The organism is Cupriavidus sp. WKF15 (genome assembly GCF_029278605.1).
Taxonomy (GTDB): Bacteria; Pseudomonadota; Gammaproteobacteria; order Burkholderiales; family Burkholderiaceae; genus Cupriavidus.
The window spans coordinates 3,442,483-3,468,640 of the sequence record NZ_CP119572.1 but is presented as its reverse complement, the minus strand read 5'-3'; the positions used below and the strand labels follow the sequence as shown (position 1 = coordinate 3,468,640).

Here is a 26,158-nt window from a genome sequence, read left to right as displayed (position 1 = left end):
GGATACCCTGGATTTGGTGGTCAAAGGAAAGCATTCACTGAGTGCTTCCCTTTGGCATTGCCAAGCGATCGCAAGATCGGCTGTTCTTTAACAATATGGGATGTAGTAAAGGTGTCGCGCGAGCGTTGATGAGACGCTGCAGTACCAACGCGATACCGGGTTGTGATTGTATCAACCAAAGTATTTAAGTGATCGAAAGATGACTTGGAATACGGCACAAATGCGAGAACTCACCTGTAGCGAAGGTCTCACTGAGACACACTCGTTATAGGGTCAAGCGAACAAGTGCATGTGGTGGATGCCTTGGCGATCACAGGCGATGAAGGACGCGGTAGCCTGCGAAAAGCTTCGGGGAGCTGGCAAACGAGCTTTGATCCGGAGATGTCCGAATGGGGAAACCCGGCCCGTATGGGTCATCGCTGGCTGAATACATAGGTCAGCGAAGCGAACGCGGCGAACTGAAACATCTAAGTAGCTGCAGGAACAGAAATCAACCGAGATTCCCAAAGTAGTGGCGAACGAAATGGGAAGAGCCTTGTACTCTTTAGCAGTGTTGTTAGCAGAACGGGATGGAAAGCCCGGCCATAGCAGGTGATAGCCCTGTATGCGAAAACAGCGTTGTGGAACTAGGTGTGCGACAAGTAGGGCGGGACACGTGAAATCCTGTCTGAAGATGGGGGGACCATCCTCCAAGGCTAAATACTCGTGATCGACCGATAGTGAACCAGTACCGTGAGGGAAAGGCGAAAAGAACCCCGGGAGGGGAGTGAAATAGATCCTGAAACCGCATGCATACAAACAGTCGGAGCCTGGAAACGGGTGACGGCGTACCTTTTGTATAATGGGTCAGCGACTTACATTCAGTGGCGAGCTTAACCGATTAGGGCAGGCGTAGCGAAAGCGAGTCCGAACAGGGCGTCCAGTCGCTGGGTGTAGACCCGAAACCAGATGATCTATCCATGGCCAGGTTGAAGGTGCGGTAACACGTACTGGAGGACCGAACCCACTAACGTTGAAAAGTTAGGGGATGAGCTGTGGATAGGGGTGAAAGGCTAAACAAATCTGGAAATAGCTGGTTCTCTCCGAAAACTATTTAGGTAGTGCCTCGTGTGTCACCTTCGGGGGTAGAGCACTGTCATGGTTGGGGGGTCTATTGCTGATTACCCCGCCATAGCAAACTCCGAATACCGAAGAGTGCAATCACGGGAGACAGACATCGGGTGCTAACGTCCGGTGTCAAGAGGGAAACAACCCAGACCGCCAGCTAAGGTCCCCAAGATTGGCTAAGTGGGAAACGAAGTGGGAAGGCTAAAACAGTCAGGAGGTTGGCTTAGAAGCAGCCACCCTTTAAAGAAAGCGTAATAGCTCACTGATCGAGTCGTCCTGCGCGGAAGATGTAACGGGGCTAAGCCAGTCACCGAAGCTGCGGACGCACAGCAATGTGCGTGGTAGGAGAGCGTTCCGTAAGCCTGTGAAGGTGTCTTGTAAAGGATGCTGGAGGTATCGGAAGTGCGAATGCTGACATGAGTAGCGATAAAGGGGGTGAAAGGCCCCCTCGCCGTAAGCCCAAGGTTTCCTACGCAACGTTCATCGGCGTAGGGTGAGTCGGCCCCTAAGGCGAGGCAGAGATGCGTAGCTGATGGGAAGCAGGTTAATATTCCTGCACCGTCGTATGATGCGATGGGGGGACGGATCGCGGAAGGTTGTCCGGGTGTTGGAAGTCCCGGTCCCTGTAGTGGAGAAGGCGCTTAGGCAAATCCGGGCGCGCAATTCAAGGCTATGGGGCGAGCGGCTTTATGCTGCGAAGCAATTGGAAGTGGTTCCAAGAAAAGCCTCTAAGCTTCAGTCATACGAGACCGTACCGCAAACCGACACAGGTGGGCGAGATGAGTATTCTAAGGCGCTTGAGAGAACTCGGGAGAAGGAACTCGGCAAATTGGTACCGTAACTTCGGGATAAGGTACGCCCTGGTAGCTTGACTGGCCTGCGCCAGAAGGGTGAAGGGGTTGCAATAAAATGGTGGCTGCGACTGTTTAATAAAAACACAGCACTCTGCAAACACGAAAGTGGACGTATAGGGTGTGACGCCTGCCCGGTGCCGGAAGATTAAATGATGGGGTGCAAGCTCTTGATTGAAGTCCCGGTAAACGGCGGCCGTAACTATAACGGTCCTAAGGTAGCGAAATTCCTTGTCGGGTAAGTTCCGACCTGCACGAATGGCGTAACGATGGCCACACTGTCTCCTCCCGAGACTCAGCGAAGTTGAAGTGTTTGTGATGATGCAATCTCCCCGCGGCTAGACGGAAAGACCCCATGAACCTTTACTGTAGCTTTGCATTGGACTTTGAACCGATCTGTGTAGGATAGGTGGGAGGCTTTGAAGCGTGGACGCTAGTTCACGTGGAGCCGTCCTTGAAATACCACCCTGGTTTGTTTGAGGTTCTAACCTTGGCCCGTGAATCCGGGTCGGGGACAGTGCATGGTAGGCAGTTTGACTGGGGCGGTCTCCTCCCAAAGTGTAACGGAGGAGTTCGAAGGTACGCTTGGTACGGTCGGACATCGTACCTAAAGTGCAATGGCAAAAGCGTGCTTAACTGCGAGACCGACAAGTCGAGCAGGTGCGAAAGCAGGACATAGTGATCCGGTGGTTCTGAATGGAAGGGCCATCGCTCAACGGATAAAAGGTACTCTGGGGATAACAGGCTGATACCGCCCAAGAGTTCATATCGACGGCGGTGTTTGGCACCTCGATGTCGGCTCATCTCATCCTGGGGCTGTAGCCGGTCCCAAGGGTATGGCTGTTCGCCATTTAAAGAGGTACGTGAGCTGGGTTTAAAACGTCGTGAGACAGTTTGGTCCCTATCTGCCGTGGGCGTTGGAATCTTGACGGGGGCTGCTCCTAGTACGAGAGGACCGGAGTGGACGTACCGCTGGTGTACCTGTTGTCTCGCCAGAGGCATCGCAGGGTAGCTATGTACGGAAGAGATAACCGCTGAAAGCATCTAAGCGGGAAACTCGCCTGAAGATGAGGATTCCCTGGCGGCTTGACCGCCTTGAAGGGTCGTTCGAGACCAGGACGTTGATAGGCTGGGTGTGGAAGCGCAGTAATGCGTTAAGCTAACCAGTACTAATTGCCCGTAAGGCTTGATCCTATAACCAGTGTGTTTTAGCCTGGTGAGTGGAAAATCGCCTTGTGCCGATACAGCACAACCCGAAGACTACAAAGACTACATCCCGAATTGGTGACGCTGACCCACCTGTCAGCGCCACAACCCCTTATGCCTGGTGACCATAGCGAGTTGGAACCACCCCTTCCCATCCCGAACAGGTCCGTGAAACGACTCCGCGCCGATGATAGTGCGGATTACCCGTGTGAAAGTAGGTCATCGCCAGGCTCTTACAATGCAAAACCCCTCGACAGCGTGTGCTGCGAGGGGTTTTTGCTTTTTGGGCTTCCATGCCGCGATCGGATTCGCTCTCGCAGTCCCGCACCGCAGGCGGGCAGGCTGACCGCCTGCCGGCCCCAGAGGCCGCTGGAGCATCGTTCTGCGTCTCCCTATAGGGTGAGAGCGCAGAAATTCAAACTGTGTTTGTGGGTTGCCATAGCCGGTGTAGACAGCCGTGCAGTGGCCAGCTCGATGGTCCGGTCGATGTACTCCGCAACGGAAAGTGCTTGACAGGCGAGGCGAGAGGTCCCATAATCCATAGTTCTCTGCGGAGAGGTGCCCGAGTGGCTAAAGGGGGCAGACTGTAAATCTGTTGGCTTACGCCTACGCTGGTTCGAATCCAGCCCTCTCCACCAGAATGCAAGACAGTGACTGGCTATCAGGCCGGTGAAGCAGAAAGAACCGGGCGGGTGTAGCTCAATGGTAGAGCAGAAGCCTTCCAAGCTTACGACGAGGGTTCGATTCCCTTCACCCGCTCCAAAGCACGCGGTTGCTGTCGACAAGTAATACGTCTAGTTTTGCCCATGTGGCTCAGTGGTAGAGCACTCCCTTGGTAAGGGAGAGGTCGGCAGTTCGATCCTGCCCATGGGCACCAAATACCGCACTGGCAACATCGCTACCGAGACAGGAGTCGCGCAATGGCAAAGGAAAAGTTCGAGCGGACTAAGCCGCACGTGAACGTTGGTACGATTGGTCACGTTGACCACGGCAAGACCACGCTGACCGCAGCGATCGCCACGGTGCTGGCTTCGAAGTTCGGCGGTGCCGCCAAGAAGTACGACGAAATCGACGCAGCGCCGGAAGAGAAGGCACGCGGTATTACCATCAATACCGCCCACGTCGAGTACGAGACGGCCAACCGCCACTACGCGCACGTTGACTGCCCGGGCCACGCCGACTACGTGAAGAACATGATCACGGGTGCCGCCCAGATGGACGGCGCGATCCTGGTTTGCTCGGCTGCTGACGGCCCGATGCCGCAAACGCGCGAGCACATCCTGCTGGCCCGCCAGGTTGGCGTGCCGTACATCATCGTGTTCCTGAACAAGTGCGACATGGTGGACGACGCCGAACTGCTCGAGCTGGTCGAGATGGAAGTTCGGGAACTGCTGTCGAAGTACGAGTTCCCGGGCGACGACACCCCGATCATCAAGGGTTCGGCCAAGCTGGCGCTGGAAGGCGACAAGGGCGAACTGGGCGAAGTGGCCATCATGAACCTGGCCGACGCGCTGGACAGCTACATCCCGACGCCGGAGCGTGCCGTTGACGGTACCTTCCTGATGCCGGTGGAAGACGTGTTCTCGATCTCGGGTCGCGGCACCGTGGTGACCGGGCGTATCGAGCGCGGCGTGATCAAGGTCGGCGAGGAAATCGAAATCGTCGGTATCCGCCCGACCGTGAAGACCACCTGCACCGGCGTGGAAATGTTCCGCAAGCTGCTGGACCAGGGCCAGGCTGGCGACAACGTCGGTCTGCTGCTGCGCGGCACCAAGCGTGAAGACGTCGAGCGCGGCCAGGTGCTGTGCAAGCCGGGTTCGATCAAGCCGCACACCCACTTCACCGGCGAGGTGTACATCCTGTCGAAGGACGAAGGCGGCCGTCACACCCCGTTCTTCAACAACTACCGCCCGCAGTTCTACTTCCGTACCACCGACGTGACCGGCTCGATCGAGCTGCCGGCGGACAAGGAAATGGTGATGCCGGGTGACAACGTGTCGATCACCGTCAAGCTGATCGCCCCGATCGCCATGGAAGAAGGTCTGCGCTTCGCTATCCGCGAGGGTGGCCGTACCGTCGGCGCCGGCGTCGTGGCAAAGATCCTCGACTAAGCAGTATTAGTATCAGGCGAACGCAACACCAACCGGTTGCGTTCGTTGCCAGGGGGTTGGTTTCATTGCTGACCCAAAGTAGTTTTAGGGGTATAGCTCAACTGGCAGAGCGTCGGTCTCCAAAACCGAAGGTTGGGGGTTCGATTCCCTCTGCCCCTGCCAAATCAATCAGCCGCGTCGCGAAAATCCTTCGTGACGCGGCTTAGTCTCGTTTGCGAAACATGGCCAATCCCAATGTCGAAACCGTAAACGCCAACAGCGGCAAGTGGTTGCTTGGCGTCGCGGTCCTGCTTGTGGTTGCCGGCGTCATCGGTTTCTATGCACTGGCACAGCAACCGTCTTATGTACGTGGCGCCGCGCTGTTCGCGGGTATCGCACTGGGCGTGGTCGTTGCGCTGGTGTCGGTGCCGGGTAAGGATTTCATCGGCTTCGCCAAGGAATCGTACCGGGAAGTTCGTAAGGTCGTCTGGCCGACACGCAAGGAGGCCGGGCAGATGACTGGCCTGGTGTTCGCCTTCGTCGTGATCATGGCCTTGTTCCTGTGGTCGGCAGACAAGCTCATCGAGTGGGTCATCTTTTCGCTCGTACTGGGCTGGAAATAAGAGGTAGCGCATGACGGAAAACGCCCAGCAGGAAAACAACGCCGCGGAATCGCCTTCGTCGAAGAAGCGCTGGTATGTCGTGCACGCATACTCCGGTATGGAGAAGAGCGTGCAGCGCGCGCTGCAGGAGCGCATCGAGCGCGCCGAGATGCAGGACAAGTTCGGCCGCATCCTGGTGCCCTCGGAAGAAGTCGTGGAAATCAAGGGTGGCCACAAGTCGGTCACCGAGCGTCGTTTCTTCCCGGGCTATGTCCTGGTCGAGATGGAAATGACCGACGAAACCTGGCACTTGGTGAAGAACACCAGCAAGGTGACCGGTTTCGTGGGCGGCGCCCGCAACCGCCCGAGCCCGATCTCGCAGCGCGAGGTCGACAAGATCATGACCCAGATGCAGGAAGGGGTCGAGAAGCCGCGTCCCAAGACGCTGTTCGAAGTGGGCGAAATGGTGCGCGTCAAGGACGGCCCGTTCACCGACTTCAACGGCAACGTGGAAGAAGTGAACTACGAGAAATCGCGCCTGCGCGTCTCGGTCACGATCTTCGGACGTGCCACCCCGGTCGAGCTCGAGTTCGGCCAGGTCGAGAAGGTGTAAGGAATTTGCCGGTTGCAGGCCGAAAGGCCGGCAGCGGGTAAAGGGCGCAGCCGAGTGGCTGTGCCAAGAGGAGCGCGAGGCCGTGCCAGCAGGGCGGCGATAGCGCGTTACGACTCAACAGGATCATCTCCGTGAAACGGAGTGATCTGGATTGGAGTAGAAATGGCCAAGAAGATCATTGGCTTTATCAAGCTGCAGATTCCGGCTGGTAAGGCAAATCCCTCCCCGCCCGTTGGTCCCGCACTGGGTCAGCGCGGTCTGAACATCATGGAGTTCTGCAAGGCGTTCAACGCCCAGACCCAGGGTATGGAACCCGGTCTGCCGGTGCCGGTGGTGATTACCGCCTTCGCCGACAAGAGCTTCACCTTCGTGATGAAGTCGCCGCCCGCGACCGTGCTGATCAAGAAGGCAGCCGGCATCACCAAGGGTTCGCCGAAGCCGCACACCGATAAGGTTGGCAAGATCACCCGCGCCCAGGCTGAAGAAATCGCCAAGGCCAAGAACGCTGACCTGACCGCCGCCGATCTGGACGCCGCCGTGCGTACCATCGCCGGTTCGGCTCGCTCGATGGGCATCACCGTGGAGGGTCTGTAAATGGCTAAGGTTTCCAAGCGCGTCGCTGCCAACAAGGCAAAGATCGAGCGTACCAAGTTCTACCCGATCGACGAGGCCCTGGGCCTGGTGAAGAGCTGCGCTTCGGCGAAGTTCGACGAGTCGATCGACGTGGCCGTGCAGCTGGGCATCGATGCCAAGAAGTCGGACCAGGTTGTGCGTGGTTCCGTGGTGCTGCCGGCCGGTACCGGCAAGTCGGTCCGCGTGGCCGTGTTCGCCCAGGGCGACAAGGCCGAGGCTGCCAAGGCCGCTGGCGCCGACATCGTTGGCATGGAAGACCTGGCTGAGCAAGTCAAGGCCGGCAACCTGAACTTCGACGTCGTGATCGCTTCCCCGGACACGATGCGTATCGTTGGTACGCTGGGTCAGATCCTGGGCCCGCGCGGCCTGATGCCGAACCCGAAGGTTGGCACCGTGACCCCCGACGTGGCCCAGGCCGTGAAGAACGCCAAGGCTGGTCAGGTTCAGTTCCGTGTCGACAAGGCCGGTATCATCCACGCCACCATCGGTCGTCGTTCGTTCGAAGACACCGCTCTGAAGAGCAACCTGGCAGCACTGCTGGACGCTCTGGTCAAGGCCAAGCCGGCGACGAGCAAGGGTGTGTACCTGCGCAAGATCGCCGTGTCGTCGACCATGGGCGTTGGCGTGCGTGTCGAGCAGGCTTCGCTGTCGGCCTGAGCTGGCGGCACTCGGTTGACCGGAACCCGATAACGCCGGTCAGCAAAAGAATTGAAAGTTCCTGCCGATGGCAGGAACTGTCTCCGGACTGAAAGGAAAGGAGCAAGGCTTTGGGCAGTGATGCCCGCCGGAGGCGCAAGCCCCGGCAGACATTGCTGGTTATCAAAGACCGCTGGTGTCCGCGCTGCTGCTGTCAGGGAGCGTGGGCTTAATCGGACGGTACGTGCGCAATGGGGCAACCCATCGCGACGCTCTCCGGCCCGCCAGCGCAGATGGCGTACCCGAAGGGATTGATGAAGCCGGGCCAGACCCGGGTGATTCGGGCCAATCGGTCGCCGTTCGTATGGACTGATGCGCGTCGCAAGACAAGCATCGTTTTGGAGCTAAACCGTGCCACTCAATATTGAAGATAAGAAGGCCGTCGTTGCTGAGGTTTCGGCGCAAGTCGCCAAAGCCCAGACCATCGTCGTGGCCGAATATCGCGGCATCGCGGTTGGCGATCTGACCAAGCTGCGTGCTACCGCCCGCCAGCAAGGCGTCTACCTGCGCGTTCTGAAGAACACGCTGGCCCGCCGCGCTGTGGAAGGTACGCCGTTTGCTGGCCTCGCAGAGCAAATGACCGGTCCGCTGATCTACGGTATTTCCGAAGATGCAGTGGCCTCGGCCAAGGTTCTCAACGACTTTGCCAAGACCAACGACAAGCTGGTCCTGCGCGCTGGGTCGTATGACGGCCGTGTGCTCGACGCTGCCGCCGTCAAGGCGCTGGCCTCGATCCCGAGCCGCGACGAACTGATTGCTCAGCTGCTTGGCGTGATGCAGGCACCGGTGTCGGGCTTTGCCCGTCTGCTGGCCGCCCTGGCCGCCAAGAAGAGCGAAGGCGCTCCCACGGAAGCGGAAGCCCCGGCTGCTTAAGGCTGCGTACAGATCGGGCATACCGATCGCAATACCGATACCGAATCAAATTTAGGAGTAATCCAAATGGCAATCACTAAAGACGACATCCTGGAAGCCGTTGGCGCGATGTCCGTGATGGAACTGAACGACCTGGTCAAGGCGTTCGAAGAGAAGTTTGGCGTGTCCGCCGCTGCAATGGCCGTGGCTGCTGCCCCGGGCGCTGGTGGTGCTGCTGCTGCTGAAGAACAGACCGAGTTCAACGTGATCCTGGCCGAAGTCGGCGCCAACAAGGTTGGCGTGATCAAGGCCGTTCGCGAAATCACCGGTCTGGGCCTGAAGGAAGCCAAGGACCTGGTCGATGGCGCACCGAAGCCCGTCAAGGAAGGCGTGGACAAGGCCGCTGCCGCCGAAGCCAAGAAGAAGCTGGAAGAAGCCGGCGCGAAGGTCGACGTCAAGTAAGCATGCTTGCGTGCCGTTCTGGCACGCAAATGGGGCTGGCAAAGGGAAATTCCCGGCGCCAGCCTTTTTGCGCTTGTGCGAGTGTGTTTTATTGGCCACTCATCACAGCGAAAAAGTGATGTTTGGGTTGTTTTGGCGCATCGGATTTCCGATGTCCCAGCAGATGTCAAACATCAGTGGCAAACTAGCTTGTTGCTGCTGATGTTTGTCTTCTGAACCGACTGCAGAAGACAAGTTTGGTCGGGTGTCCCCCGGGCGAGTGCAGGCTTTGCGCCGATGCATTGACCACACCGCCCGCAGCGTGCGGACACCGTCAGCCAGAGGTTGGTAGCGGCCAACCGCCAAATCCCCTCCCAGTCGCTGAACACCTCAGGCGTGGCCAGGTCCAGCCGCCCTGCGATGATTCGGAGATCCCATGGCGTACAGCTTCACCGAAAAGAAGCGCATTCGCAAATCCTTTGCGAAGCGCGCGACGGTTCATCAGGTTCCATTCCTGCTTGCTACCCAGATTGAATCCTACACCCAGTTCTTGCAAGCGGAAACGCCGACCGCGCGTCGCAAGACCGAAGGCCTGCAGGCCGCTTTCAACGCGATTTTCCCAATCGCCTCCCATAACGGGCTTGCCCGTATGGAGTTTGTCTCGTATCACCTGTCCAATCCGCCGTTCGACGTCAAGGAATGCCAGCAGCGTGGCCTGACGTTCCACTCGGCCCTGCGCGCGAAGGTTCGCCTGATCATCAACGATCGCGAGAACCCAGGCAAGGTCAAGGAAGTGAAGGAGCAGGAAGTCTATATGGGCGAAATTCCGCTCATGACTTCCACGGGTTCGTTTGTGATCAATGGCACCGAGCGTGTCATCGTCTCGCAGCTGCACCGCTCGCCGGGCGTGTTCTTCGAGCACGACAAGGGCAAGACCCACAGCTCGGGCAAGCTGCTGTTCTCGGCTCGTATCATCCCCTACCGCGGTTCGTGGCTGGACTTCGAGTTCGACCCGAAGGATATCCTGTACTTCCGCGTCGACCGCCGCCGCAAGATGCCGGTGACGATCCTGCTGAAGTCGATCGGCCTGACGCCGGAGCAGATCCTCGCGCACTTCTTCGTGTTCGACAACTTCACGCTGCAAGCCGAAGGCGCGCAACTCGAGTTCGTGCCCGAGCGCCTGCGCGGTGAAGTCGCTCGCTTCGACATCGCCGACAAGAACGGCCGTGTCGTGGTCGAGAAGGACAAGCGCATCAACGCCAAGCATATCCGCGACCTGGACTCGGCCGGCACCAAGCTGATCAGCGTGCCGGAAGACTACCTGCTGGGCCGCGTGCTGGCGAAGAACATCATCGACCCGGATACCGGCGAGGTGATCGCCAACGCCAACGACGAGCTGACCGAGACGGTCCTCGAGAACCTGCGCGAAGCCGGCGTCAAGCAGATCCAGACCCTGTACACCAACGACCTGGATCAGGGCCCGTACATGTCGCAGACCCTGCGCGTGGACGAGACCGCCGACCAGACCGCTGCGCGTATCGCGATCTACCGCATGATGCGCCCGGGCGAGCCGCCGACCGAGGAAGCCGTCGAAGCGCTGTTCCAGCGCCTGTTCTACAGCGAAGAGTCGTATGACCTGTCGCGCGTTGGCCGCATGAAGGTCAACAGCCGCCTGTCGCGCCCGAGCGGCGAGGGCAGCATGGTGCTGCAGGACGAGGACATCCTCGAGACCATCAAGATCCTGGTCAACCTGCGCAACGGCAAGGGCGAAGTCGACGATATCGACCACCTGGGCAACCGCCGCGTGCGTTGCGTCGGCGAACTGGCCGAGAACCAGTTCCGCGCCGGCCTGTCGCGCGTGGAGCGCGCCGTCAAGGAACGTCTGGGCCAGGCCGAGACCGAGAACCTGATGCCGCACGACCTGATCAACTCGAAGCCGATTTCGTCGGCGATCCGCGAGTTCTTCGGTTCGTCGCAGCTGTCGCAGTTCATGGACCAGACCAACCCGCTGTCCGAGATCACGCACAAGCGCCGTGTCTCCGCACTGGGCCCGGGCGGTCTGACCCGCGAGCGCGCAGGCTTTGAAGTCCGCGACGTGCACCCGACCCACTACGGCCGCGTGTGCCCGATCGAAACGCCGGAAGGTCCGAACATTGGTCTGATCAACTCGCTGGCGCTGTATGCGCGCCTGAACGAGTACGGATTCCTGGAAACCCCGTACCGCAAGGTCGAGAACAGCAAGCTGACCGACCAGGTCGACTACCTGTCCGCGATCGAGGAAGGCAAGTACGTGGTGGCCCAGGCCAATGCGACCGTGGACGCCGAAGGCAACTTGACCGACGAACTGGTGTCGGCGCGTGAAGGCTCCGAGCGTGAAACCCGTATGGTGACGCCGGACCGCGTGCAGTACATCGACGTGGCGCCGTCGCAGATCGTGTCGGCCGCTGCCTCGCTGGTGCCGTTCCTGGAACACGATGACGCGAACCGTGCACTGATGGGCGCGAACATGCAGCGTCAGGCCGTGCCTTGCCTGCGTCCGGACAAGCCGCTGGTCGGCACCGGCATCGAGCGCACCGTTGCGGTCGACTCGGGTACTGCCGTGCAAGCCATGCGTGGCGGCGTGGTCGACTACGTCGACGCGATGCGTATCGTGATCCGCGTGAACGACGACGAAGCCGTGGCCGGTGAAGTCGGCGTGGACATCTACAACCTGATCAAGTACACGCGTTCGAACCAGAACACGAACATCAACCAGCGTCCGATGGTCAAGGTGGGCGACCACGTGGCCCGCGGCGACGTCGTGGCCGATGGTGCCTCGACTGACCTGGGCGAGCTCGCGCTCGGCCAGAACATGCTGGTCGCGTTCATGCCCTGGAACGGCTACAACTTCGAGGATTCGATCCTGATCTCGGAGCGCGTGGTGGCCGAAGACCGCTACACCTCGATCCACATCGAGGAACTGTCGGTCGTTGCCCGCGACACCAAGCTCGGACCTGAAGAAATCACGCGCGACATCTCGAACCTGGCCGAAGCCCAGCTGGCTCGCCTGGACGAGTCGGGCATCACCTACATCGGCGCCGAGGTCGAAGCCGGCGACGTGCTGGTGGGCAAGGTCACGCCGAAGGGCGAGACCCAGCTGACCCCGGAAGAGAAGCTGCTGCGCGCGATCTTCGGCGAGAAGGCTTCGGACGTGAAGGACACCTCGCTGCGCGTGCCGTCGGGCATGAGCGGCATCGTGATCGACGTCCAGGTCTTCACCCGCGAAGGCGTGACTCGCGACAAGCGTGCCCAGTCGATCATCGACGACGAACTGAAGCGCTACCGCCTGGACCTGAACGACCAGCTGCGTATCGTGGAAGGCGACGCGTTCCAGCGTCTGGAGCGCCTGCTCGTCGACAAGACCGTCAACGGCGGTCCGAAGAAGCTGGCCAAGGGCGCGAAGCTGACCAAGGAATACCTGGCGGAAATCGACAAGTACCACTGGTTCGACATCCGTCCGGCCGACGAGGAAGTCGCTGCCCAGCTGGAAGCCGTCAAGGAAGCGATCGAGCAGAAGCGCCACGAGTTCGACCTGGCCTTCGAAGAGAAGCGCAAGAAGCTCACGCAGGGCGATGAACTGCCGCCGGGCGTGATCAAGATGGTCAAGGTGTACCTGGCCGTCAAGCGCCGCCTGCAGCCTGGCGACAAGATGGCAGGCCGTCACGGTAACAAGGGTGTGGTGTCGAAGATCGTCCCGATCGAAGACATGCCGTATATGGCGGACGGTACCCCGGCCGACATCGTGCTGAACCCGCTGGGCGTGCCGTCGCGGATGAACGTGGGCCAGATCCTGGAAACCCACCTGGGCTGGGCCGCGCGCGGCTTGGGCCAGCGTATCGGCGACATGCTCAAGGCTTCGGCCAAGGCGCAGGAACTGCGCCCGCTGCTGGCTCAGGTCTACAACGAGAGCGGCAAGCCGGAAGACCTCGACAGCCTGTCGGACGCCGAAGTGCTGGAACTGGCGAACAACCTGAAAAAGGGCGTGCCCTTCGCGACGCCGGTGTTCGACGGTGCGCACGAGGATGAAATCCGCCGCATGCTGGACCTGGCCTACCCGGACGAGATCGCCAAGGAAAAGGGCCTGACCGCTTCGAAGCAGCAGGTCACGCTGTTCGACGGCCGCACCGGCGAAGCGTTCGAGCGTCCGGTCACGCTGGGTGTGATGCACATGCTGAAGCTGCACCACCTGGTCGACGACAAGATGCACGCGCGTTCGACCGGCCCGTACTCGCTCGTCACGCAGCAGCCGCTGGGTGGTAAGGCGCAGTTCGGTGGCCAGCGTTTCGGTGAGATGGAAGTGTGGGCACTGGAAGCCTATGGCGCGTCGTATGTGCTGCAGGAGATGCTGACGGTCAAGTCCGATGACGTGAACGGCCGTACCAAGGTGTACGAAAACATCGTCAAGGGCGAGCACTCGATCGATGCCGGCATGCCGGAATCGTTCAATGTGCTGGTGAAGGAAATCCGCTCGCTGGGTATCGACATCGACCTCGATCGCTACTGATCGAGACGATCGGGTGCCGGCCATGGCACCCACCAGCGCAGGATTTCCCACAGGATTGAATGCCGCGGCACCGGACAGACTCCGGCGCTGCGGCGAAACAAGGAGTTGCAATGAAAGCATTGCTCGATCTCTTTAAGCAGGTACAGCAGGAAGAGCAGTTCGACGCGATCAAGATCGGCCTGGCCTCGCCCGACAAGATCCGTTCGTGGTCGTACGGCGAAGTCAAGAAGCCGGAAACGATCAACTACCGTACGTTCAAGCCGGAACGCGACGGCCTGTTCTGCGCCAAGATCTTTGGCCCGATCAAGGACTACGAGTGCCTGTGCGGCAAGTACAAGCGCCTGAAGCATCGCGGCGTGATCTGCGAGAAGTGCGGCGTTGAAGTGACGCTGGCCAAGGTGCGCCGCGAGCGCATGGGCCACATCGAACTGGCCGCGCCGACCGCGCACATCTGGTTCCTGAAGTCGCTGCCGTCGCGCCTGGGCATGGTCCTGGACATGACGCTGCGCGACATCGAGCGCGTGCTGTACTTCGAGGCATTCGTGGTGCTCGAGCCCGGCATGACCCCGCTCAAGAAGAGCCAGATCATGTCGGAAGACGACTACCTGGCCAAGTGCGACGAGTACGGCGAGGGCGAGTTCGTCGCCATGATGGGTGCCGAGGGCATCCGTGAACTGCTGCGCGGCATCGACATCGAGAAGCAGATCGAACAGATCCGCGCCGAGCTGCAGGCCACCGGCTCCGAAGCCAAGATCAAGAAGTTCGCCAAGCGCCTGAAGGTGCTCGAGGCCTTCCAGCGTTCGGGCATCAAGCCCGAGTGGATGATCCTCGAAGTGCTGCCGGTGCTGCCGCCCGAGCTGCGCCCCCTGGTGCCGCTGGATGGCGGCCGCTTCGCGACCTCGGACCTGAACGACCTGTATCGCCGCGTCATCAACCGTAACAACCGCCTGAAGCGCCTGCTGGAGCTGAAGGCCCCTGAGATCATCGTGCGCAACGAAAAGCGCATGCTGCAGGAAGCGGTTGACTCGCTGCTGGACAACGGCCGTCGCGGCAAGGCGATGACCGGTGCCAACAAGCGTCCGCTGAAGTCCCTGGCCGAAATGATCAAGGGCAAGGGCGGCCGTTTCCGTCAGAACCTGCTGGGCAAGCGCGTCGACTACTCGGGCCGTTCGGTCATCGTGGTGGGCCCGACGCTCAAGCTGCACCAGTGCGGCCTGCCCAAGCTGATGGCGCTCGAGCTGTTCAAGCCGTTCATCTTCCACAAGCTGGAAACGATGGGCATCGCCACCACCATCAAGGCGGCGAAGAAGGAAGTCGAAAGCCAGACGCCGGTGGTGTGGGACATCCTCGAAGAGGTGATCCGCGAGCACCCGGTGATGCTGAACCGTGCGCCGACGCTGCACCGCCTGGGTATCCAGGCGTTCGAGCCGGTGCTGATCGAAGGCAAGGCCATCCAGCTGCACCCGCTGGTCTGCGCGGCGTTCAACGCCGACTTCGACGGTGACCAGATGGCTGTTCACGTCCCGCTGTCGCTGGAAGCGCAGATGGAAGCCCGCACCCTGATGCTGGCCTCCAACAACGTGCTGTTCCCGGCCAACGGCGACCCGTCGATCGTGCCGTCGCAAGACGTGGTGCTGGGTCTGTACTACACGACCCGCGACAAGATCAACGGCAAGGGCGAAGGCATGACCTTTGCCGACATCAGCGAAGTGATCCGCGCCTACGAGAACAAGGAAGTCGAACTGGCTTCCCGCGTGAACGTGCGTATTACCGAGTATGAGCTGGTCGACAAGGACGCCGATGGCGATGCCCGTTTCGCACCCAAGATCACGCTGCAGGCCACCACGGTCGGCCGCGCGATCCTGTCCGAGATCCTGCCCAAGGGCCTGCCGTTCTCGGTGCTGAACAAGCCGCTGAAGAAGAAGGAAATCTCGCGCCTGATCAATACCGCCTTCCGCAAGTGCGGCCTGCGCGAGACCGTGATCTTCGCCGACAAGCTGCTGCAGTCGGGCTTCCGCCTGGCGACGCGCGCCGGCATCTCGATCGCGATCGACGACATGCTGGTGCCGCCTGCCAAGGAGAAGATCATCTCCGAGGCCTCGGCCAAGGTGAAGGAATACGACAAGCAGTACATGTCGGGTCTGGTGACGGACCAGGAGCGTTACAACAACGTCGTGGACATCTGGGGCGCTGCCGGCGACCAGGTGGGCAAGGCGATGATGGAACAGCTCCAGCACGAAGACGTGGTCGACCGCAACGGCAACACCGTCAAGCAAGAGTCGTTCAACTCCATCTACATGATGGCCGACTCGGGCGCACGGGGTTCCGCCGCGCAGATCCGCCAGCTCGCTGGTATGCGTGGCCTGATGGCCAAGCCGGATGGCTCGATCATTGAAACGCCGATTACGGCGAACTTCCGTGAAGGCCTGAACGTTCTGCAGTACTTCATCTCGACCCACGGCGCCCGTAAGGGCCTGGCCGATACGGCACTGAAGACCGCGAACTCGGGTTACCTGACCCGCCGTCTGGTCGACGTGACGCAGGATCTCGTCGTGGTGGAAGACGATTGCGGCACCTCCAACGGCGTGGCCATGAAGGCCCTGGTCGAAGGCGGTGAAGTGATCGAAGCCCTGCGCGACCGTATTCTGGGCCGTGTGACCGTGGCCGACGTGGTGAACCCTGAAACCCAGGAAACCGCGATCGAGACCGGCACGCTGCTGGACGAAGACCTGGTCGACCTGATCGACAGCATCGGCGTGGACGAAGTCAAGGTCCGTACCCCGCTGTCGTGCGACACGCGCTACGGCCTGTGCGCCAAGTGCTATGGCCGCGACCTCGGCCGCGGCGTGATGGTGAACTCGGGCGAAGCGGTGGGCGTGATTGCTGCCCAGTCGATCGGTGAGCCGGGCACGCAGCTGACCATGCGTACGTTCCACATCGGTGGTGCGGCATCGCGTGCGGCAGTGGCATCGAGCGTGGAAGCGAAGGCAACCGGTACCGTGCGTTTCACGGCGACCATGCGCTACGTGACCAATGCGAAGGGCGAGCTGATCGTCATCTCGCGTTCGGGCGAGGCGCTGATCACCGACGACCACGGCCGCGAGCGCGAGCGCCACAAGATCCCGTACGGCGCCACGCTGCTGGTGCAGGACGGCCAGGCCATCAAGGCTGGCACGCAGCTGGCCACGTGGGACGCGCTGACCCGCCCGATCGTCTCGGAATACACCGGCACGACCAAGTTCGAGAACGTCGAAGAAGGCGTGACCGTCGCCAAGCAGATGGATGAAGTCACGGGCCTGTCGACCCTCGTGGTGATCGACGCCAAGCGCCGCACGGCTGCCACCAAGGGCATTCGCCCGCAGGTGAAGCTGCTCGACGCCAATGGCCAGGAAGTGAAGATCCCGGGCACGGACCACTCCGTGACCATCGGCTTCCAGGTGGGCGCGCTGATTACCGTGAAGGACGGCCAGCAGGTTCACGTCGGTGAAGTGCTCGCACGTATCCCGACCGAATCGCAGAAGACCCGCGACATTACCGGTGGTCTGCCGCGTGTGGCCGAGCTGTTCGAAGCGCGTTCGCCGAAGGACGCCGCCGTGCTGGCGGAAGTCACCGGCACGACCTCGTTCGGCAAGGACACGAAGGGCAAGCAGCGCCTGGTCATCACCGACCTGGACGGCAACGCCCACGAGTTCCTGATCGCGAAGGAAAAGCAGGTGCTGGTGCACGACGGCCAGGTGGTGAACAAGGGCGAAATGATCGTGGAAGGTCCGGCGGATCCGCACGACATCCTGCGCCTGAAGGGCATCGAAGAGCTGGCGCACTACATCGTCGACGAGGTTCAGGACGTGTACCGTCTGCAGGGCGTGAAGATCAACGACAAGCACATCGAGGTGATCGTTCGCCAGATGCTGCGTCGCGTTCAGGTCGCCGACGTGGGCGACACCAAGTTCATCCCGGGTGAACAGGTGGAGCGTTCGGAACTGCTCGACGAGAACGATCGCGTGATCGCCGAAGGCAAGCGTCCGGCAACCTACGAGAACCTGCTGCTGGGTATTACCAAGGCGTCGCTGTCGACCGACAGCTTCATCTCGGCGGCATCGTTCCAGGAAACCACGCGCGTGCTGACCGAAGCCGCGATCATGGGCAAGACCGACGACCTGCGTGGTCTGAAGGAAAACGTGATCGTCGGCCGTCTGATCCCGGCCGGTACCGGCCTGGCCTACCACCGTGCCCGCAAGGCACGCGAGGCGGCCGAGCGCGAACGCGCCCAGGCGATCTCCGAAGAAGAGCAGTCGCTCTTCATCGAGCCGCCGCCGGTGGTGCAGGCGACCGAGGGTGAAGGCGACAACGCCTGATCCATGCAGTAGTGCTCCGCCGCCAAGGCGGACACAAGAAGCCCGGCTGATGCAGCCGGGCTTTTTTTTGTCTGCGTTTCCGGTGTGATCGCCTGGCAACAGGGCCGCGGAAAGCATGCGTGCCAGGGTCGTTGCAGTGCGACATAAAGAAACCGGCATGGACGCCGGAGCTGGCCATCTGGCGGGCGACCCTTGACCTATAGTTTTAGCACCCCGGATAACTGTCGCGATGATCGCGTCGGAGGTTGCAATCATGACCATGGCTACCACGCTGGCGAGCTGCCTGGACAAGAGGCAGACCCAGTTCGACACCGTTCGTCATCCCTATAGCCTGAGCAGCATGGCTACTGCCCATGCCGCGCATATTCCCGGCGACCGCCTGGCCAAGACGGTGCTGCTGGAAGACGACAAGGGCTATGTCGCTGCCGTGATCCCTTCCAGCCACCACCTGAAGCTGTCGGAGATCTGCGAGCAGACTGGCCGCAAGCTGACGCTGGCGCACGAGGATGGCGTGCGCGAAGTATTCCGCGACTGCGACCTCGGCGCGATTCCGCCCGTTGCCATGGCGTACGGCACGCAGACCTGGCTCGACGAAAGCTTGCTCACTCATTCGGACGTCTACTTCGAGGCCGGCGACCACCAGGAACTGGTGCACATGAGCACCGAGCAGTTCATGGCGCTGATGGCCGACGCGCAGCGCGGGCATTTCGCGCATCGCATGATGTAGGGCGGGGCGTGACGCAGTGAAGGCCAGGGCGGCCGGCGTTTGCCGGCCGCTTTGTTTTGGAGCGCCCCGACTGGCGTAAGAATCTTCGGACTGTTTGTCCCGCGCGGTCGGTCAGCCGCGTTCTTAGTGGTATGGTTACGGCTTTTCCGGCTTCCGCAATTCCGTTGTCCATGTCGCAAGCACTGGCGGTCCTCAAGGATGTTTTTGGCTACCACGCCTTCCGGGGCCGCCAGGGCGAGATCATCGATCATGTCGCGTCCGGTGGCGATTGCCTGGTGCTGATGCCGACCGGCGGCGGCAAGTCGCTGTGCTACCAGATCCCGGCGCTGTTGCGGCAGCGCGCCGGCGAGGGCGTGGGCATCGTGGTCTCGCCGCTGATCGCGCTGATGCAGGACCAGGTCGCGGCGCTGACCGAAGCCGGCGTGCGCGCCGCGGTGCTCAATTCCACGCTGACCGGTTCCGAGGCTTCCGCGGTCGAACGGGACCTGCTGGCCGGCCGGCTCGAGGTCCTCTATGTCGCGCCGGAACGGCTGATGACGCCGCGCTTCCTCGACTTGCTCGAGCGCACGCGGGTCGGGCTGTTCGCGATCGACGAAGCGCATTGCGTGTCGCAGTGGGGCCATGATTTCCGGCCTGAGTACATCCAGCTGTCGGTGCTGCACGAGCGCTTCCCGCACGTGCCGCGCATCGCACTGACGGCCACGGCCGACGCGCTGACGCGAGACGAGATCATCGAACGCCTGGCGCTCGATGACGCACGTGTCTTCATCTCCAGCTTCGACCGTCCTAATATCCGCTACCGCATCGTCGAGAAGGACAATGCCCGCCAGCAGTTGCTGGCCTTCATCAAGGCCGAGCACACCGCCGGCGATGGCAGCCATGACAGTGGCATCGTCTATTGCCTGTCGCGCAAGAAGGTCGAGGACACCGCCGAGTGGCTTCAAGGCCACGGCATCAATGCGCTGCCATATCACGCGGGCATGGACCCGGCCACGCGACAGCGTCACCAGGCGCGCTTTCGCGAAGAGGAGGGCCTGGTGATGGTCGCTACCATCGCCTTTGGCATGGGTATCGACAAGCCGGACGTACGCTTCGTCGCTCACCTGGATCTGCCCAAGAGCATGGAAGGCTACTACCAGGAAACCGGCCGCGCCGGCCGTGACGGGCTGCCGGCCAACGCCTGGATGGCCTATGGTCTCGGCGACGTCGTGCAGCAGAAGCGCATGATCGACGAATCCGAAGCCGACGATGCCTTCAAGCGGGTGTCGTCGTCCAAGCTCGACGCCTTGCTGGGGCTGTGCGAGACCGCCGGCTGCCGGCGCGTGCGCATCCTGGCCTACTTCAACGAGGCCAGTGAGCCCTGCGGCAACTGCGATACGTGCCTCGAGCCGCCCGCCACCTGGGACGGCACGCGCGAGGCGCAGATGGCGCTGTCGTGTGTCTACCGTACGGCGCAGGCCAGCCGGGTGCATTTTGGCGCTACCCATCTGATCGATGTGCTGCGCGGCAATACCTCGGAAAAGATCAAGCAATGGGGCCATGACAAGGTCTCGACCTTTGGCATCGGGAAGGACCGGTCGGGCCATGAATGGCATACCGTATTCCGTCAGTTGATCGCGCAGGGTTTGCTGGTGATCGACCATGGCGGCCACGGCGCGCTGCTGCTGGGGGAGGGTGCGCGCGAGGTGCTCAAGGGCGAGCGCCAGATCATCCTGCGCCGCCAGGCCACGAGGCCCGGCAAGTCCGGCGAGCGCGCCGCGCGTGGGACCCGCCCCGACCACACCGCGGATATGGATGCCGACACGCTCGCAAACTGGGAGGCACTGCGCCGCTGGCGCACTGAGGCCGCTCGCGAACATGGCGTGCCGGCCTATGTCATCTTCCACGATGCCACGCTGGCCGAACTGGCCCGGACCGCACCGGGCTCCTTGTCGGCGATGGAAGGTATTCCCGGGATTGGTGCATCCAAGCTCGAGCGCTATGGCCAGGCCATCGTCGACACCCTGAGCAGGGTCTAGATGCAACCGGTATACGGCTTGACGGTATACGATTCCGCGGCTATCATGCCAGATTCGAGTTTTTGGCTTTGGATTTCGCTCGCCTGTCGGATATGTGGCCTTTGGTTCGCGCCCGGCAAGCCTTCCGGATGACTTCTTGGGGTCCGGCGGCGGCAGATGCGGGATCCGGGTGCCGGCTCGCGCTCTTTGGCATGCTGTTACCGCACAGTCCCGTCTCCAGAGCGCGTCCGCTCATCTCTCCCGCCCAAAACCCGTAGTTGCCTCTCCATTCCGGCGCATGCCGGTGCGAGGGGTGTTTTTCGTAAAACCAAGCTGGATTGAACAATGCCAACTATCAACCAACTGGTTCGCAAGCCGCGCGTCTCTGAAGTCATCAAGAGCAAGAGCCCGGCACTTGAGAACTGCCCGCAGCGTCGGGGCGTGTGCACCCGCGTGTACACCACGACGCCGAAGAAGCCGAACTCGGCACTGCGTAAGGTCGCCAAGGTGCGCCTGACCAACGGTTTCGAAGTCATTTCGTACATCGGCGGTGAAGGCCACAACCTGCAGGAACACTCGGTCGTGCTGATCCGCGGCGGCCGTGTGAAGGATCTGCCGGGTGTGCGTTACCACATCGTCCGTGGTTCGCTGGATCTGCAAGGCGTGAAGGACCGCAAGCAGGCCCGTTCGAAGTACGGTGCGAAGCGTCCGAAGGCTGCCTAAGCTTTCAGAGCAAGCAACAAGCGATGGCCGCTGGCGGTTTCCGTCATGCAGCTGTCAACAGGCGGCGGTACAACGGAGCGTTTTTGTGCGCCGTGCCGTCGAGTAAGTGGTCACCCGGCGAATTTGCTGTTCATGCATGCAAGCTAGTTGGTGGCCGGAGAGCGGAGACAACAAACCGCGCTCTCAACTGAATCTAAAGGAAAGAAGATGCCACGTCGTCGTGAAGTCCCGAAGCGGGACGTTCTGCCTGATCCGAAGTTCGGCAACGTTGAAGTTGCCAAGTTCATGAACGTGCTGATGCTGGACGGCAAGAAGTCGGTTGCCGAACGCATCGTGTACGGCGCGTTCGACCAGATCGAAAAGAAGGCAGGCAAGGCCCCCATCGAAGTGTTCTCCGTTGCGATCAACAACGTGAAGCCGGTGGTGGAAGTGAAGAGCCGTCGCGTGGGCGGCGCCAACTATCAGGTTCCGGTCGAAGTCCGTCCGTCGCGTCGTTTGGCATTGGCGATGCGTTGGCTGCGCGAGGCCGCGAAGAAACGCAGCGAGAAGTCGATGGCGCTGCGCCTGGCAGGTGAGCTGCTGGAAGCATCGGAAGGTCGTGGCGGCGCGATGAAGAAGCGCGATGAAGTGCACCGCATGGCCGAAGCCAACAAGGCGTTCTCGCACTTCCGCTTCTAAAGCGCGCGAGAAACGTTGTTGGTTGCCGGGCGGGCTGTGTTTTTACACATCTCGCCCGTTTGTGTTAAGGGCGCGCGGCATGAGATGCCGGCGCCTCATGGACGAATAGAGGATTAAAGTGGCTCGTAAGACTCCTATTGAGCGCTACCGTAACATCGGTATTTCGGCTCACATTGACGCGGGTAAAACCACCACGACCGAGCGGATCCTGTTCTACACCGGTGTGAACCACAAGATCGGTGAAGTGCATGATGGCGCGGCCACCATGGACTGGATGGAGCAGGAGCAGGAGCGCGGCATCACCATCACGTCTGCTGCGACCACCGCCTTCTGGAAGGGCATGGGCGGCAACTACCCCGAGCACCGCTTCAACATCATCGACACCCCGGGCCACGTGGACTTCACCATCGAGGTGGAGCGTTCCATGCGCGTGCTGGACGGCGCGTGCATGGTGTACTGCGCCGTGGGTGGCGTGCAGCCGCAGTCCGAAACCGTCTGGCGTCAGGCCAACAAGTACGGCGTGCCGCGTCTGGCATTCGTCAACAAGATGGACCGTACCGGCGCGAACTTCTTCAAGGTCTACGACCAGCTGAAGACCCGCCTGAAGGCGAACCCGGTGCCCGTCGTGGTGCCGATCGGCGCTGAAGACGGCTTCCAGGGCGTCGTCGATCTGCTGGAGATGAAGGCGATCATTTGGGACGAAGCCAGCCAGGGCGTGAAGTTCGAATACCAGGACATCCCGGCCGAGCTGCAAGCCACCGCTGCCGAATGGCGCGAGAAGATGGTCGAGTCCGCCGCCGAAGCCAGCGAAGAGCTGATGGAAAAGTACCTGGGCGGCGAAGAGCTGACCCGCGCCGAGATCGTCAAGGCGCTGCGTGACCGTACCATCGCCTGCGAAATCCAGCCGATGCTGTGCGGCACCGCGTTCAAGAACAAGGGCGTGCAGCGTATGCTCGACGCCGTGATCGACTTCCTGCCGTCGCCGGTCGATATTCCGCCGGTCAAGGGCGTGGACGAGCGCGACGATGAGAAGAAGCTCGAGCGTAAGGCTGACGACAATGAGAAGTTCTCGGCGCTGGCGTTCAAGATCATGACCGACCCGTTCGTCGGCCAGCTGATCTTCTTCCGCGTGTACTCGGGCAAGATCAATTCGGGCGACACCGTGTACAACCCGGTGAAGGGGAAGAAGGAGCGTCTGGGCCGTATTCTGCAGATGCACGCCAACCAGCGCGAGGAAATCAAGGAAGTGCTGGCCGGCGACATCGCCGCTGCGGTGGGCCTGAAGGATGCCACCACGGGCGATACGCTGTGCGATCCGGCTGCCCCGATCGTGCTCGAGCGCATGGTGTTCCCGGAGCCGGTGATCTCGCAGGCGGTCGAGCCGAAGACCAAGGCTGACCAGGAAAAGATGGGCATCGCCCTGAACCGCCTGGCCGCTGAAGATCCGTCGTTCCGCGTGCGTACCGATGAAGAATCGGGTCAGACCATCATTTCGGGCATGGGCGAGCTCCACCTCGAAATTCTGGTCGACCGCATGAAGCGCGAATTCGGCGTGGAAGCCAACATCGGCGCGCCGCAGGTGGCCTACCGCGAAACCATTCGCAAGACGGCCGAAGGCGTCGAGGGCAAGTTCGTCAAGCAGTCGGGCGGCCGCGGCCAGTACGGCCACGCCGTGATCACGCTGGAACCGCAAGAGCCGGGCAAGGGCTTCGAGTTCATCGACGCCATCAAGGGCGGTGTGATTCCTCGCGAATACATCCCGGCGGTCGAAAAGGGTATCGTCGACACGCTGCCGAACGGTATCCTGGCAGGCTTCCCGGTGGTGGACGTGAAGGTCACGCTGACGTTCGGTTCGTACCACGACGTGGACTCGAACGAAAACGCGTTCCGTATGGCCGGCTCGATGGCTTTCAAGGAAGCCATGCGCAAGGCCAGCCCGGTTCTGCTCGAGCCGATGATGGCCGTGGAAGTGGAAACGCCGGAAGACTACACGGGTACCGTGATGGGCGACTTGTCGTCCCGCCGCGGCATCGTGCAGGGCATGGACGACATGGTGGGTGGCGGCAAGATCATCAAGGCCGAAGTCCCGCTGTCGGAAATGTTCGGTTATTCCACGTCGCTGCGCTCGGCCACTCAAGGCCGTGCCACGTACACCATGGAATTCAAGCACTACGCTGAAGCACCGAAGAACATCGCCGAAGCCGTGATGACGGCCAAGAGCAAGTAATTGGAAGTTCGCCGCCGCGCCAGCCGGTGCGGCGGCGCGATGAAACAACAAGATTGCATTCCTACAAGATTGCTTTCCTATCAGGAGCTGAAAAATGGCAAAGGAAAAGTTCGAGCGGACTAAGCCGCACGTGAACGTTGGTACGATTGGTCACGTTGACCACGGCAAGACCACGCTGACCGCAGCGATCGCCACGGTGCTGGCTTCGAAGTTCGGCGGTGCCGCCAAGAAGTACGACGAAATCGACGCAGCGCCGGAAGAGAAGGCACGCGGTATTACCATCAATACCGCCCACGTCGAGTACGAGACGGCCAACCGCCACTACGCGCACGTTGACTGCCCGGGCCACGCCGACTACGTGAAGAACATGATCACGGGTGCCGCCCAGATGGACGGCGCGATCCTGGTTTGCTCGGCTGCTGACGGCCCGATGCCGCAAACGCGCGAGCACATCCTGCTGGCCCGCCAGGTTGGCGTGCCGTACATCATCGTGTTCCTGAACAAGTGCGACATGGTGGACGACGCCGAACTGCTCGAGCTGGTCGAGATGGAAGTTCGGGAACTGCTGTCGAAGTACGAGTTCCCGGGCGACGACACCCCGATCATCAAGGGTTCGGCCAAGCTGGCGCTGGAAGGCGACAAGGGCGAACTGGGCGAAGTGGCCATCATGAACCTGGCCGACGCGCTGGACAGCTACATCCCGACGCCGGAGCGTGCCGTTGACGGTACCTTCCTGATGCCGGTGGAAGACGTGTTCTCGATCTCGGGTCGCGGCACCGTGGTGACCGGGCGTATCGAGCGCGGCGTGATCAAGGTCGGCGAGGAAATCGAAATCGTCGGTATCCGCCCGACCGTGAAGACCACCTGCACCGGCGTGGAAATGTTCCGCAAGCTGCTGGACCAGGGCCAGGCTGGCGACAACGTCGGTCTGCTGCTGCGCGGCACCAAGCGTGAAGACGTCGAGCGCGGCCAGGTGCTGTGCAAGCCGGGTTCGATCAAGCCGCACACCCACTTCACCGGCGAGGTGTACATCCTGTCGAAGGACGAAGGCGGCCGTCACACCCCGTTCTTCAACAACTACCGCCCGCAGTTCTACTTCCGTACCACCGACGTGACCGGCTCGATCGAGCTGCCGGCGGACAAGGAAATGGTGATGCCGGGTGACAACGTGTCGATCACCGTCAAGCTGATCGCCCCGATCGCCATGGAAGAAGGTCTGCGCTTCGCTATCCGCGAAGGTGGCCGTACCGTCGGCGCCGGCGTCGTGGCAAAGATCCTCGACTAAGCAACTTCCTGGGACATGCCTGCGGGCATGTCCCCTTTGATCCGGGCACATTGCCCATCGCTCTTTTAAGGAAATATCATGCAGAACCAGAAGATCCGTATCCGCCTGAAGGCTTTCGACTATCGCCTGATCGACCAGTCGGCAGCTGAAATCGTGGATACCGCCAAGCGTACCGGCGCGATCGTCAAGGGCCCGGTGCCCCTGCCGACCCGCATCCAGCGCTTTGACATCCTGCGTTCGCCGCACGTCAACAAGACCAGCCGCGATCAGTTCGAGATCCGCACTCACCAGCGCCTGATGGACATCGTCGACCCGACCGACAAGACCGTCGACGCGCTGATGAAGCTCGACCTGCCGGCAGGCGTGGACGTCGAGATCAAGGTGTAATCATGCTTCGGGCCGCGCCAGCGGCCTGCTGCAGGAAGAAACGGCGAACTTCGGTTCGCCGTTTTTGTTTTTTGTGGCTTCGGCTTGGTCAGTTCAAATCGGCTCGTACCCGGCGCGTGTGATAGCGCATCTTGCCCTTGTGAAG

General features: G+C 61.2%; 16 protein-coding genes, 4 tRNA genes and 2 rRNA genes. All 22 read left to right on the top strand.

What is annotated here, in order from left to right:
• Positions 1 to 271: 271 nt before the first annotated feature.
• The 22 genes from CupriaWKF_RS16130 to rpsJ all read left to right on the top strand — a co-directional run bounded on the left by CupriaWKF_RS16130 (position 272) and on the right by rpsJ (position 26,013).
• Positions 272 to 3,152: ribosomal RNA gene (locus CupriaWKF_RS16130) — 23S ribosomal RNA — on the top strand.
• A 129-nt stretch (positions 3,153 to 3,281) separates the two neighbouring features.
• A 5S ribosomal RNA gene (gene rrf / locus CupriaWKF_RS16125) occupies positions 3,282 to 3,395 on the top strand.
• 321 nt (positions 3,396 to 3,716) lie between these two features.
• A tRNA-Tyr gene (locus CupriaWKF_RS16120) sits at positions 3,717 to 3,802 on the top strand.
• 50 nt (positions 3,803 to 3,852) lie between these two features.
• Positions 3,853 to 3,926: transfer RNA gene (locus tag CupriaWKF_RS16115), tRNA-Gly, on the top strand.
• A gap of 40 nt (positions 3,927 to 3,966) precedes the next feature.
• Positions 3,967 to 4,041: transfer RNA gene (locus tag CupriaWKF_RS16110), tRNA-Thr, on the top strand.
• A gap of 43 nt (positions 4,042 to 4,084) precedes the next feature.
• A complete protein-coding gene (gene tuf, locus CupriaWKF_RS16105) occupies positions 4,085 to 5,275 on the top strand; it encodes an elongation factor Tu (protein ID WP_276098793.1) in 1,191 nt (396 codons plus the stop codon).
• Between the two features lie 86 nt (positions 5,276 to 5,361).
• Positions 5,362 to 5,437: transfer RNA gene (locus CupriaWKF_RS16100), tRNA-Trp, on the top strand.
• A 59-nt stretch (positions 5,438 to 5,496) separates the two neighbouring features.
• On the top strand, positions 5,497 to 5,877 hold the full coding sequence (secE, locus tag CupriaWKF_RS16095; protein ID WP_276098803.1) for a preprotein translocase subunit SecE: 381 nt from the start codon (positions 5,497 to 5,499) through the stop codon (positions 5,875 to 5,877).
• Positions 5,878 to 5,887: 10 nt separating this feature from the next.
• Positions 5,888 to 6,469 (top strand): transcription termination/antitermination protein NusG, encoded by a 582-nt coding sequence (gene nusG / locus CupriaWKF_RS16090; protein WP_276098802.1) that lies wholly within the window; start codon positions 5,888 to 5,890, stop codon positions 6,467 to 6,469.
• A 162-nt stretch (positions 6,470 to 6,631) separates the two neighbouring features.
• Positions 6,632 to 7,063 carry a 50S ribosomal protein L11 gene (rplK, locus tag CupriaWKF_RS16085; RefSeq protein ID WP_010810467.1) on the top strand — a complete coding sequence of 144 codons (432 nt, stop codon included), beginning with the start codon at positions 6,632 to 6,634 and terminating at the stop codon, positions 7,061 to 7,063.
• Entirely contained in the window at positions 7,064 to 7,759 is a 696-nt protein-coding gene (gene rplA, locus CupriaWKF_RS16080) for a 50S ribosomal protein L1 (RefSeq protein ID WP_276098801.1), read from the top strand.
• Positions 7,760 to 8,149: 390 nt separating this feature from the next.
• Positions 8,150 to 8,671 carry a 50S ribosomal protein L10 gene (gene rplJ, locus CupriaWKF_RS16075; protein WP_276098800.1) on the top strand — a complete coding sequence of 174 codons (522 nt, stop codon included), beginning with the start codon at positions 8,150 to 8,152 and terminating at the stop codon, positions 8,669 to 8,671.
• Positions 8,672 to 8,737: 66 nt separating this feature from the next.
• On the top strand, positions 8,738 to 9,112 hold the full coding sequence (rplL, locus tag CupriaWKF_RS16070; RefSeq protein ID WP_276098799.1) for a 50S ribosomal protein L7/L12: 375 nt from the start codon (positions 8,738 to 8,740) through the stop codon (positions 9,110 to 9,112).
• 415 nt (positions 9,113 to 9,527) lie between these two features.
• Entirely contained in the window at positions 9,528 to 13,634 is a 4,107-nt protein-coding gene (rpoB, locus tag CupriaWKF_RS16065; RefSeq protein WP_276098798.1) for a DNA-directed RNA polymerase subunit beta, read from the top strand.
• 110 nt (positions 13,635 to 13,744) lie between these two features.
• Positions 13,745 to 17,989 carry a DNA-directed RNA polymerase subunit beta' gene (gene rpoC / locus CupriaWKF_RS16060; RefSeq protein ID WP_276098797.1) on the top strand — a complete coding sequence of 1,415 codons (4,245 nt, stop codon included), beginning with the start codon at positions 13,745 to 13,747 and terminating at the stop codon, positions 17,987 to 17,989.
• A 253-nt stretch (positions 17,990 to 18,242) separates the two neighbouring features.
• Complete coding sequence (locus CupriaWKF_RS16055) at positions 18,243 to 18,716, top strand: YbaK/EbsC family protein (protein WP_276098796.1); 474 nt, start codon at positions 18,243 to 18,245, stop codon at positions 18,714 to 18,716.
• 170 nt (positions 18,717 to 18,886) lie between these two features.
• The gene (recQ, locus tag CupriaWKF_RS16050) at positions 18,887 to 20,734 is read left to right on the top strand and encodes a DNA helicase RecQ (protein ID WP_276098795.1); all 1,848 of its coding nucleotides are present in this window, start codon (positions 18,887 to 18,889) and stop codon (positions 20,732 to 20,734) included.
• 324 nt (positions 20,735 to 21,058) lie between these two features.
• Entirely contained in the window at positions 21,059 to 21,436 is a 378-nt protein-coding gene (rpsL, locus tag CupriaWKF_RS16045) for a 30S ribosomal protein S12 (protein WP_006576501.1), read from the top strand.
• Positions 21,437 to 21,643: 207 nt separating this feature from the next.
• Positions 21,644 to 22,114, top strand: coding sequence for a 30S ribosomal protein S7 (rpsG, locus tag CupriaWKF_RS16040; protein ID WP_010810459.1), 471 nt, complete (start codon positions 21,644 to 21,646; stop codon positions 22,112 to 22,114).
• A 118-nt stretch (positions 22,115 to 22,232) separates the two neighbouring features.
• Positions 22,233 to 24,341, top strand: coding sequence for an elongation factor G (gene fusA, locus CupriaWKF_RS16035; protein WP_276098794.1), 2,109 nt, complete (start codon positions 22,233 to 22,235; stop codon positions 24,339 to 24,341).
• Positions 24,342 to 24,435: 94 nt separating this feature from the next.
• Positions 24,436 to 25,626 carry an elongation factor Tu gene (tuf, locus tag CupriaWKF_RS16030; RefSeq protein WP_276098793.1) on the top strand — a complete coding sequence of 397 codons (1,191 nt, stop codon included), beginning with the start codon at positions 24,436 to 24,438 and terminating at the stop codon, positions 25,624 to 25,626.
• Between the two features lie 78 nt (positions 25,627 to 25,704).
• Positions 25,705 to 26,013: a 30S ribosomal protein S10 gene (rpsJ, locus tag CupriaWKF_RS16025; RefSeq protein WP_006160488.1), complete on the top strand. Its 309-nt coding sequence runs from the start codon at positions 25,705 to 25,707 to the stop codon at positions 26,011 to 26,013.
• The last annotated feature ends 145 nt before the right edge of the window (positions 26,014 to 26,158 follow it).

Bases quoted from the DNA above. Each gene is read 5' to 3' on its own strand.
- tuf (WP_276098793.1), top strand. From the start codon at position 4,085: ATGGCAAAGGAAAAGTTCGAGCGGACTAAGCCGCACGTGAACGTTGGT.
- secE (WP_276098803.1), top strand. From the start codon at position 5,497: ATGGCCAATCCCAATGTCGAAACCGTAAACGCCAACAGCGGCAAGTGG.
- nusG (WP_276098802.1), top strand. From the start codon at position 5,888: ATGACGGAAAACGCCCAGCAGGAAAACAACGCCGCGGAATCGCCTTCG.
- rplK (WP_010810467.1), top strand. From the start codon at position 6,632: ATGGCCAAGAAGATCATTGGCTTTATCAAGCTGCAGATTCCGGCTGGT.
- rplA (WP_276098801.1), top strand. From the start codon at position 7,064: ATGGCTAAGGTTTCCAAGCGCGTCGCTGCCAACAAGGCAAAGATCGAG.
- rplL (WP_276098799.1), top strand. From the start codon at position 8,738: ATGGCAATCACTAAAGACGACATCCTGGAAGCCGTTGGCGCGATGTCC.
- rpoB (WP_276098798.1), top strand. From the start codon at position 9,528: ATGGCGTACAGCTTCACCGAAAAGAAGCGCATTCGCAAATCCTTTGCG.
- rpoC (WP_276098797.1), top strand. From the start codon at position 13,745: ATGAAAGCATTGCTCGATCTCTTTAAGCAGGTACAGCAGGAAGAGCAG.
- CupriaWKF_RS16055 (WP_276098796.1), top strand. From the start codon at position 18,243: ATGACCATGGCTACCACGCTGGCGAGCTGCCTGGACAAGAGGCAGACC.
- recQ (WP_276098795.1), top strand. From the start codon at position 18,887: ATGTCGCAAGCACTGGCGGTCCTCAAGGATGTTTTTGGCTACCACGCC.
- rpsL (WP_006576501.1), top strand. From the start codon at position 21,059: ATGCCAACTATCAACCAACTGGTTCGCAAGCCGCGCGTCTCTGAAGTC.
- rpsG (WP_010810459.1), top strand. From the start codon at position 21,644: ATGCCACGTCGTCGTGAAGTCCCGAAGCGGGACGTTCTGCCTGATCCG.
- tuf (WP_276098793.1), top strand. From the start codon at position 24,436: ATGGCAAAGGAAAAGTTCGAGCGGACTAAGCCGCACGTGAACGTTGGT.
- rpsJ (WP_006160488.1), top strand. From the start codon at position 25,705: ATGCAGAACCAGAAGATCCGTATCCGCCTGAAGGCTTTCGACTATCGC.